A 7,290-nucleotide genomic window follows, 5' to 3' on the forward strand; every position below is an offset into this window, starting at 1 on the left:
TGGGTGACGCCTTCGGCGGGGCGGGGGGTTGGGCGCGGGGGGGCGACGGTCTTTCCGTGTCCGGCTAACTGGTCCGGCGGCGGGGGGGCGGCGCCGCGGTCCGGCGGCGGCCCCGCGGCGCCGGCGCCGGCGCGGGGTCGGGGCGGCGTCGGCGGCGTTGAGCAGCTCCATCGTGGCGCCGGTCACTGCGCCGAGCTTTTCGACGATGTCCGCGGGCGAGGGCCGCGGGCCGGGCGGGCGGGTTTCCAGCGCCGCGCGCATGGCCTTCACATGCGCCGGGGTGGTGCCGCAGCAGCCGCCGATGATGCGGATGCCCAGATCGCGCGCGAGGCAGGCGTAATCGGCCATCAGCGCCTCGGTGCCCGAGTAGCGGATGGCCCCGTCGACGTATTCGGGGATGCCGCAATTGGCCTTGGCGACCAGGATGTCGCCGTCGCGGACGTTGTCTTCGGCGCTGATCAGCCCGATCAGCAGGTCGGGCGCGCCGGTGCCGCAATTGCCGCCCCATGCGGCGGGGGCGTGCGGGCAGACATGGGCGAGTTCGCCGAGCCGCGACGGGGTCACGCCCATCATGGTGCGCCCGTTGGTGTCGAAAGACATGGTGGAGACCGCGGGCAGGCCGACATTCGCGGCGGCCTCGAGCGCGGCGGCGAGTTCTTCCTCCGAGGACATGGTCTCGATCCAGAGGATGTCGGCGCCCCCGGCTTTCAGCCCCTGCATCTGCGCGGCGAAGGCGGCGACGCCATCGGCATGGGACAGCGGGCCGATGGGCTGGAACAGGTCGCCCGTGGGGCCCACGTCGCCGCCGCAGATGATTTCGCGCCCCGATTTCTCGCGCTCGGCGGCGATTTCCTGCGCCAGCAGCGCCGCGGCGGCGCGGTTCACCTCGAACACCTGATCGTCGAGCCCGTGCAGCTTCAGCCGGTTGGCGGTGCCGCCGAAGGAATTGGACAGCACCAGATCGCTGCCGGCCTCGATGAAGTCGCGGTAATGGGCGCGGACCTTTTCGGGCTCGTTGAGGTTCCAGTTCTCGGGCGCGTCGCCATGGGCGAGGCCGCGCGCGAACAGGTTGGTGCCGGTGGCGCCGTCCGCCATCAGCCATTCGCGCTCGGACAGCAGCTTTTGCAGCAGATCGGACATTGGCGCGCCTCCTTGGTGCGAAATCAGGCGCGACACATGCCATGGATTGGCGGGCGGCGCAACGCGCCCGGCGTCATGACATGGGACGGATGCGGCGTTGGGTGCGGCGTTGGCCGATGTCGCGCGGATCGATCTTGCGGGCGCGCGGTTGGGGAACGGCCTGGGACGCGGGGGCAAGGGTCTGCGCGCCGGCGAGTCGCCTCCGACCGCAGGCCGGCGAAGCCGGTCAAGGACGGGGCGAAAACCTCTGGATTGGCGAAGGCGTGGGTGAAGATCGCGTTTCCGAAGCGCCAACCTGCTGCCGAATGCTCAGCCGGAGCCGGTGGCGGGGCGGGCCGCTTCCGTCTGCAGCCAGTCGCGAAAGGCGGTGAGCGGCGGGTGGGCGCCGCGGTCCCGGGGCCAGATCAGCCAATAGGCGCCGGCGCTCTTGCGCGGGCGTCCGCAGGGGATCGTCAGTTCGCCCCGCGCCAGTTCGGTCTCGGACATGAACAGCGGCAACAGCGCCACGCCCAGCCCCGACATCGCCGCGCGCGCCAGGGTGGCGAACTGGTCGAAGGTGACGCCGCCGGGGGCGGGGGGCGGCGCGCCCTCGGCGGCGAGCCACTCCGCCCAGGCGTCGGGGCGGGTCGCCATGTGCAGCAGCGGCGCGCGCGCCAGATCCGCCGGGCCGGCGATGCCGTGGCGGCGCGCCAGCGCCCGGGCGCACATGGGGGCGGTGGTCTCGTGCATGAGAAAGGCGGAGTCGGTTCCGGGCCAGCCGGACGCGCCGAAATGGATCGCCGCGTCGTGGCTCTCGGCGGCGAAATCGAACACCCGCAGACGCGTCGTCAGGTTCAGGGTGATGCCCGGATGCGCCTGCAGGAACCGGGGCAGGCGCGGGGCCAGCCAGCGGGCGCCGAAGGTGGGCAGGATCGCCAGATCGAGCGTGCCGCCATCGGGGTTGACCGCCAGGTTCTGGGACGCCGCGCCGATGATCCGGAGCGCGCGGCTGATTTCGGCGAGATAGGTCTCGCCGGCGCTGGTCAGGCGCACCCGCTGTCGCGCGCGGGTGAACAGCGCCGCGCCGATCTGGGTTTCCAGCGCGCGCACCTGACGGCTGACCGCGCTTTGGGTCAGGGCCAGTTCGCCGGCGGCGGCGGTCATGGAGCCGGTGCGCGCGGTGGCCTCGAAGGCGGCGAGCAGGGCGGTGGCGGGCAGGAATCGGCGCGGATATGACATGGTTCATTCCAATAGCGCATGAACTCCCCGCCTGTCATGGCGCAATATTGGTTGCAATGGCGCACCCGGTTTTGCATTCATTCCCAAACAACATGCGCGGGGGGGCGATCACCCGCATCTCGCGCCGCCACAGGAGACTCGCCATGAACGCCCCGCTCGATCCCGTCAGCGCCCCGTCGCTCGCCAGCTTCAGCTGGGAGGATCCGTTCCTGTTCGCCGACCAGCTTTCCGGCGAGGAGCGCATGCTCGCCGAGTCCGCCCGCGCCTATGCGCAGGAAAAGCTCATGCCGCGGGTCACCGACGCCTATCTCAACGAGACCACCGACCCGGAGATCTTTCGCGAGATGGGCGCGATGGGGCTGCTCGGCGTCACCGTGCCGGAGCAATACGGCGGCCTCGGCGCCAGCTACGTGTCCTACGGGCTGGTGGCGCGCGAGGTCGAGCGCGTTGACAGCGGCTACCGGTCGATGATGTCGGTGCAATCCTCGCTGGTGATGTATCCGATCTACGCCTACGGGTCCGAGGCGCAGCGGGAAAAATACCTGCCGAAGCTTGCGACCGGCGAATGGATCGGCTGCTTCGGGCTGACCGAGCCGGATGCGGGGTCGGACCCGGCGGGGATGAAGACGCGGGCGACGAAGATCGACGGCGGCTACCGGCTTGACGGCGGCAAGATGTGGATCTCCAATTCGCCCATCGCCGACGTGTTCGTGGTCTGGGCCAAGTCCGAAGCCCATGGCGGCAAGATCCGCGGCTTCGTGCTCGACAAGGGCCTCAAGGGGCTGAGCACGCCGAAGATCGGCGGCAAGCTGAGCCTGCGCGCCTCGATCACCGGCGAGATCGTCATGGAGGGCGTGGAGGTCGGCGAAGACGCGCTGCTGCCCGATGTCGAGGGGCTGAAGGGCCCCTTCGGCTGCCTCAACCGGGCGCGCTACGGGATCAGCTGGGGGACCATGGGCGCGGCCGAGGATTGCTGGCTGCGCTCGCGCCGATACGGGCTGGACCGGGTGCAGTTCGGGCGGCCGCTGGCGCAGACCCAGCTGTTCCAGAAAAAACTCGCCGACATGCAGACCGAGATCGCGCTGGGGCTGCAGGCGAGCCTGCGGGTCGGGCGGCTGATGGACGAGGGCCGCGCGGCGCCCGAGATGATCTCGATCATCAAGCGCAACAATTGCGGCAAGGCGCTGGACATCGCCCGCATGGCCCGCGACATGCACGGCGGCAACGGCATTCAGGCCGAATACCACGTGATGCGCCACGCGCAGAATCTGGAGACCGTGAACACCTATGAGGGCGCCCATGACGTGCACGCGCTGATTCTGGGGCGCGCCCAGACCGGCCTGATGGCGTTTTTCTGACATGACCGGGGACAACATGGCGGCGGCGCGCAGCGGTGGGCGGCTTCTGGTCGACTGCCTGATCGCGCAGGGCGTCGACCGGGTGTTCTGCGTCCCCGGCGAAAGCTATCTGGAGGCGCTGGACGCGCTTGGCGACGCCCCGATCGACACCGTGGGCGCGCGGCACGAGGGCGCGGCGGCGATGATGGCCGAGGCCGACGGCAAGCTGACCGGGCGCCCCGGGGTCGCCTTCGTCACGCGCGGACCGGGGGCGACCAACGCCGCCGCGGGCGTGCATGTGGCGATGCAGGACGGCACGCCCATGGTGCTGTTCGTGGGCCAGATCGGGCGCGCCATGCGCGGGCGCGCGGCGTTTCAGGAGGTCGATTACCGCCAGACTTTCGGCGACTTGGCGAAATGGGTGGAGGAAATCGACGACGCCGCCCGCATCCCTGAAATCCTCTCGCACGCCTGGCATGTGGCCATGTCGGGCCGCCCCGGCCCGGTGGTGCTGGCGCTGCCCGAGGACATGCTGCGCGACCGGGTCGCGGCGGCGCCCGGGCCGCGCGTGACGGTGGCCGATCCCGCGCCGGCGCCTGAAACGATGGCCGCATTCGCGCGGCTGATGGCTGCGGCCGAGCGCCCGATCATTCTGGTTGGCGGCAGCCGCTGGGATGCCGACGCCGTCGCTGCATTGCAGGAATTCGCCGAAAACTGGGGCTTGCCGGTCGCCGTCACCTTCCGCCGTCAGGCGCTGTTCGACGGGACGCACCCGAATTACGCCGGCGATCTGGGGCTGGGGGCCAACCCGGCGCTGGTGCGGCGCATCGCCGGGGCCGATCTGGTGCTGATGATCGGCGCGCGCTGTTCCGAAAACCCCAGTCAGGGGTTTACGCTGTTCGACATGCCGGCGCCGCGCCAGACGCTGATCCATGTGCATCCGGGGCCCGAGGAGCTGGGCCGCATCTATGTCCCCGCCCTGCCGGTCAACGCCGCGCCGCGCCTGTTTCTGGAGGCGGCGCTTTCGCTCGACCCGCCGCGGCGCTGGTCCGTCGACGCCGAGAACCGCGCCTATCGCGATTGGTCCGACGCGCCGCCCGAGGATCTCGGCGATCTCACCATGAGCCACGTCATCGCCCATATGCGCGACGCGGCGCCGCGCGATGCGGTGATGACAAACGGCGCCGGCAACTATGCGATCTGGCTGCATCGCTTCCACCGCTGGCGGGCCTTCGGGTCGCAGCTGGCGCCGGTCTCGGGGTCGATGGGCTACGGCCTGCCCGCCGCCATCGCCGCCAAGCTGCGCGCCCCTTCGCGCGAGGCGTTCTGCTTCGCCGGGGACGGCTGTTTTCAGATGACCGGGCTGGAACTGGCGACGGCGGCGCAATGCGGGGCCTCGCCGGTGGTGCTGATCTGCGACAACGCCATGTACGGCACCATCCGCATGCATCAGGAAAACCGGTTTCCCGGACGCGCCCACGCCACCGGATTGAAGAACCCGGATTTCGCGGCCTTGGCGCGGGCCTGCGGGGCCATGGCCGCGACGGTGACGCGCAACGCCGATTTCGCCGCGGCGCTGACGGCCGCGCGCGCCCATGCCAATGCCGGCAGGGGCCCTGCGGCGCTGCACCTGAAGCTTGACCCGCGGGTCATCGCGCCGGGGCGGCGGCTCGACGGGTGAAGCCGGGTTCGCCAATTGTTATGCAATTGCCCGTAGGGGGTTAGGGCCGTTGGCGCAGTCCTTCCCGATTTGCGCATGGCCTGAACAAAAATGAACAGGCATGCTTACAATACGGCCCGATTGCGCTACTCTGCGGCAATCACGGCGGCCCGCGTTGGGCAGGGGCGTCTGAACACTCGTTGGGGACGAGTTGGATGATGGAGGACGACATGCCGGGGGGCAGGTTGGATAATCAGGATCCCGCATCGGATCCGGTTCGCGAAGAACATCTTGATCCCGAAATCTATGACGCGCTGGCGCAATCCATCGGCGCGGACATGATGGACGAGCTGCTGTCCAAGGTCGGCGAGGACCTGGCCCGGCAGCGCAAGGTCATCGCCGACGCCGCCGACGCCGGCGACGAGACCGCGATGCGCGGCGCCACCCATGTGATGATCGCCGTCGCCGGCGCGATCGGGGCCACGCCGCTGCAGCGCCAGGCCGAAAAGATCAACGCGCTGGCCAATGAATCGCGCATGACCGAGATCGCGCCTTTGGCCGATGCGCTCTTGACGGAGACCGGGCAAGTCCTGCAGTTGATCGGGCATCGCTGATTTCGCTTTTCCTGGGGGAATCCTGGCATGGCCGCGCCGGACGCGCCGATACTGCTTGTCGAGGACACGCCGTCCTTGTCCATGGTCTATGAAACCGTCCTGAAGAAGGCCGGTCACGGGGTGCATTGCGCGTTGACGGCCGCCGCGGCGCGGTCCGAGTTCGCGCGCAATCGCAACGACATCATCCTGCTTGATCTGCTGCTGCCCGATGCGGACGGCATCGACCTGCTGCATGACATGATGCAGACCAACCCGCGATCGCGGATCATCGTCATCACCGCCAACGGTTCGATCAACCGCGCCGTCGAGGCGATGCGCGGCGGGGCCTTTGATTTTCTGGTGAAGCCGTTTGACGAGCGGCGGCTGATCTCGGCGGTGGACAACGCCATCGCCTCTCTGTCCAGCGACCCGCCGCGCGCCGAGCCGCCGGCCGCGGCGGGGCGGTTCGAGGGGTTCGTCGGGTCCTCGCCGGCGATGACCGACATCTACTACATGGTGCGCAATATCGGGCGCTCGACCGCCACGGTGTTCGTCACCGGCGAAAGCGGCACCGGCAAGGAGATCTGCGCCCAGGCCATCCACGCCGTGTCCAACCGCGCCAACGGGCCGTTCGTGCCGCTGAACTGCGGCGCGATCCCGCGCGATCTGCTGGAATCCGAGGTGTTCGGGCATCTGAAGGGCTCGTTCACCGGGGCCATCGCCGACAAGATGGGCGCGGCCGCGGCGGCGGATGGCGGCACGCTGTTCATGGACGAGATCTGCGAGATGGGGCTGGGCCTGCAGACCAAGCTGCTGCGGTTCCTGCAGACCTCGATGATCCAGCCGGTGGGCGCGGCGACGCCCCACAAGGTCGATGTGCGCATCGTCTGCGCCACCAACCGCGACCCGGTCGAGGAGGTGCGCGCCGGGCGCTTTCGCGAGGATCTGTTCTACCGCCTGCACGTGGTGCCGATCCATCTGCCGCCACTGCGCGATCGCGGTGACGACGCGCTCGAGATCGCCGAGCGCTTTCTCGCCGATTTCAGCCGCGAGGAGGGCAAGAATTTCCGCCGTCTCAGCGAGGACGTGAAGGCGATCTTCCGCGCCCACGCCTGGCCCGGCAACGTGCGTCAGCTGCAAAACACCCTGCGCAACGTGGTGGTGCTGAACGACGCCGAGGAAGTCACCGAGCAGATGCTGCCCATGGAGCTGTTGGCAAGCCGCGCGCGCGGCGCCCGGACCGGGATCGGCGCCGCCGGGCCGGGCGGCGGTCTGGCGGGCGGTCTGGCGGGCGGTCTGGCGGGCGGTCTGGCGGGCGGTCTGGCGGGGGGCCTGGCGGGGG

Annotated in this window: 6 protein-coding genes; 4 read left to right on the forward strand and 2 right to left on the reverse strand. The window is 69.8% G+C overall.

What is annotated here, in order from left to right; all coding sequences use genetic code 11:
• Positions 1 to 1,140 (reverse strand): betaine--homocysteine S-methyltransferase (gene bmt, locus AC1HC7_RS07175; RefSeq protein WP_479498855.1); only part of this gene is annotated, 1,140 nt, incomplete at its 3' end.
• 309 nt (positions 1,141 to 1,449) lie between these two features.
• Complete coding sequence (locus AC1HC7_RS07180; protein ID WP_479498856.1) at positions 1,450 to 2,358, reverse strand: LysR family transcriptional regulator; 909 nt, start codon at positions 2,356 to 2,358, stop codon at positions 1,450 to 1,452.
• 143 nt (positions 2,359 to 2,501) lie between these two features.
• On the opposite strand from AC1HC7_RS07180, the gene AC1HC7_RS07185 reads away from it, so the two are divergent.
• From AC1HC7_RS07185 to AC1HC7_RS07200, 4 genes are all read left to right on the forward strand, one after another.
• Entirely contained in the window at positions 2,502 to 3,716 is a 1,215-nt protein-coding gene (locus AC1HC7_RS07185) for an acyl-CoA dehydrogenase (protein WP_479497859.1), read from the forward strand.
• 1 nt (position 3,717) lies between these two features.
• A complete protein-coding gene (locus AC1HC7_RS07190; protein ID WP_479497858.1) occupies positions 3,718 to 5,376 on the forward strand; it encodes a thiamine pyrophosphate-dependent enzyme in 1,659 nt (552 codons plus the stop codon).
• Between the two features lie 197 nt (positions 5,377 to 5,573).
• Positions 5,574 to 5,969 carry a hypothetical protein gene (locus AC1HC7_RS07195; RefSeq protein ID WP_479497857.1) on the forward strand — a complete coding sequence of 132 codons (396 nt, stop codon included), beginning with the start codon at positions 5,574 to 5,576 and terminating at the stop codon, positions 5,967 to 5,969.
• 27 nt (positions 5,970 to 5,996) lie between these two features.
• Positions 5,997 to 7,290 (forward strand): sigma-54-dependent transcriptional regulator (locus AC1HC7_RS07200; RefSeq protein WP_479498857.1); only part of this gene is annotated, 1,294 nt, incomplete at its 3' end.

Source organism: Oceanicella sp., from assembly GCF_056449545.1.

What these genes read in the sequence shown, in the direction of transcription:
- AC1HC7_RS07190 (WP_479497858.1), top strand. Translation starts at nt 3,718, where the DNA reads ATGACCGGGGACAACATGGCGGCGGCGCGCAGCGGTGGGCGGCTTCTG.
- AC1HC7_RS07180 (WP_479498856.1), bottom strand. Translation starts at nt 2,358, where the DNA reads ATGTCATATCCGCGCCGATTCCTGCCCGCCACCGCCCTGCTCGCCGCC.
- AC1HC7_RS07185 (WP_479497859.1), top strand. Translation starts at nt 2,502, where the DNA reads ATGAACGCCCCGCTCGATCCCGTCAGCGCCCCGTCGCTCGCCAGCTTC.
- AC1HC7_RS07195 (WP_479497857.1), top strand. Translation starts at nt 5,574, where the DNA reads ATGGAGGACGACATGCCGGGGGGCAGGTTGGATAATCAGGATCCCGCA.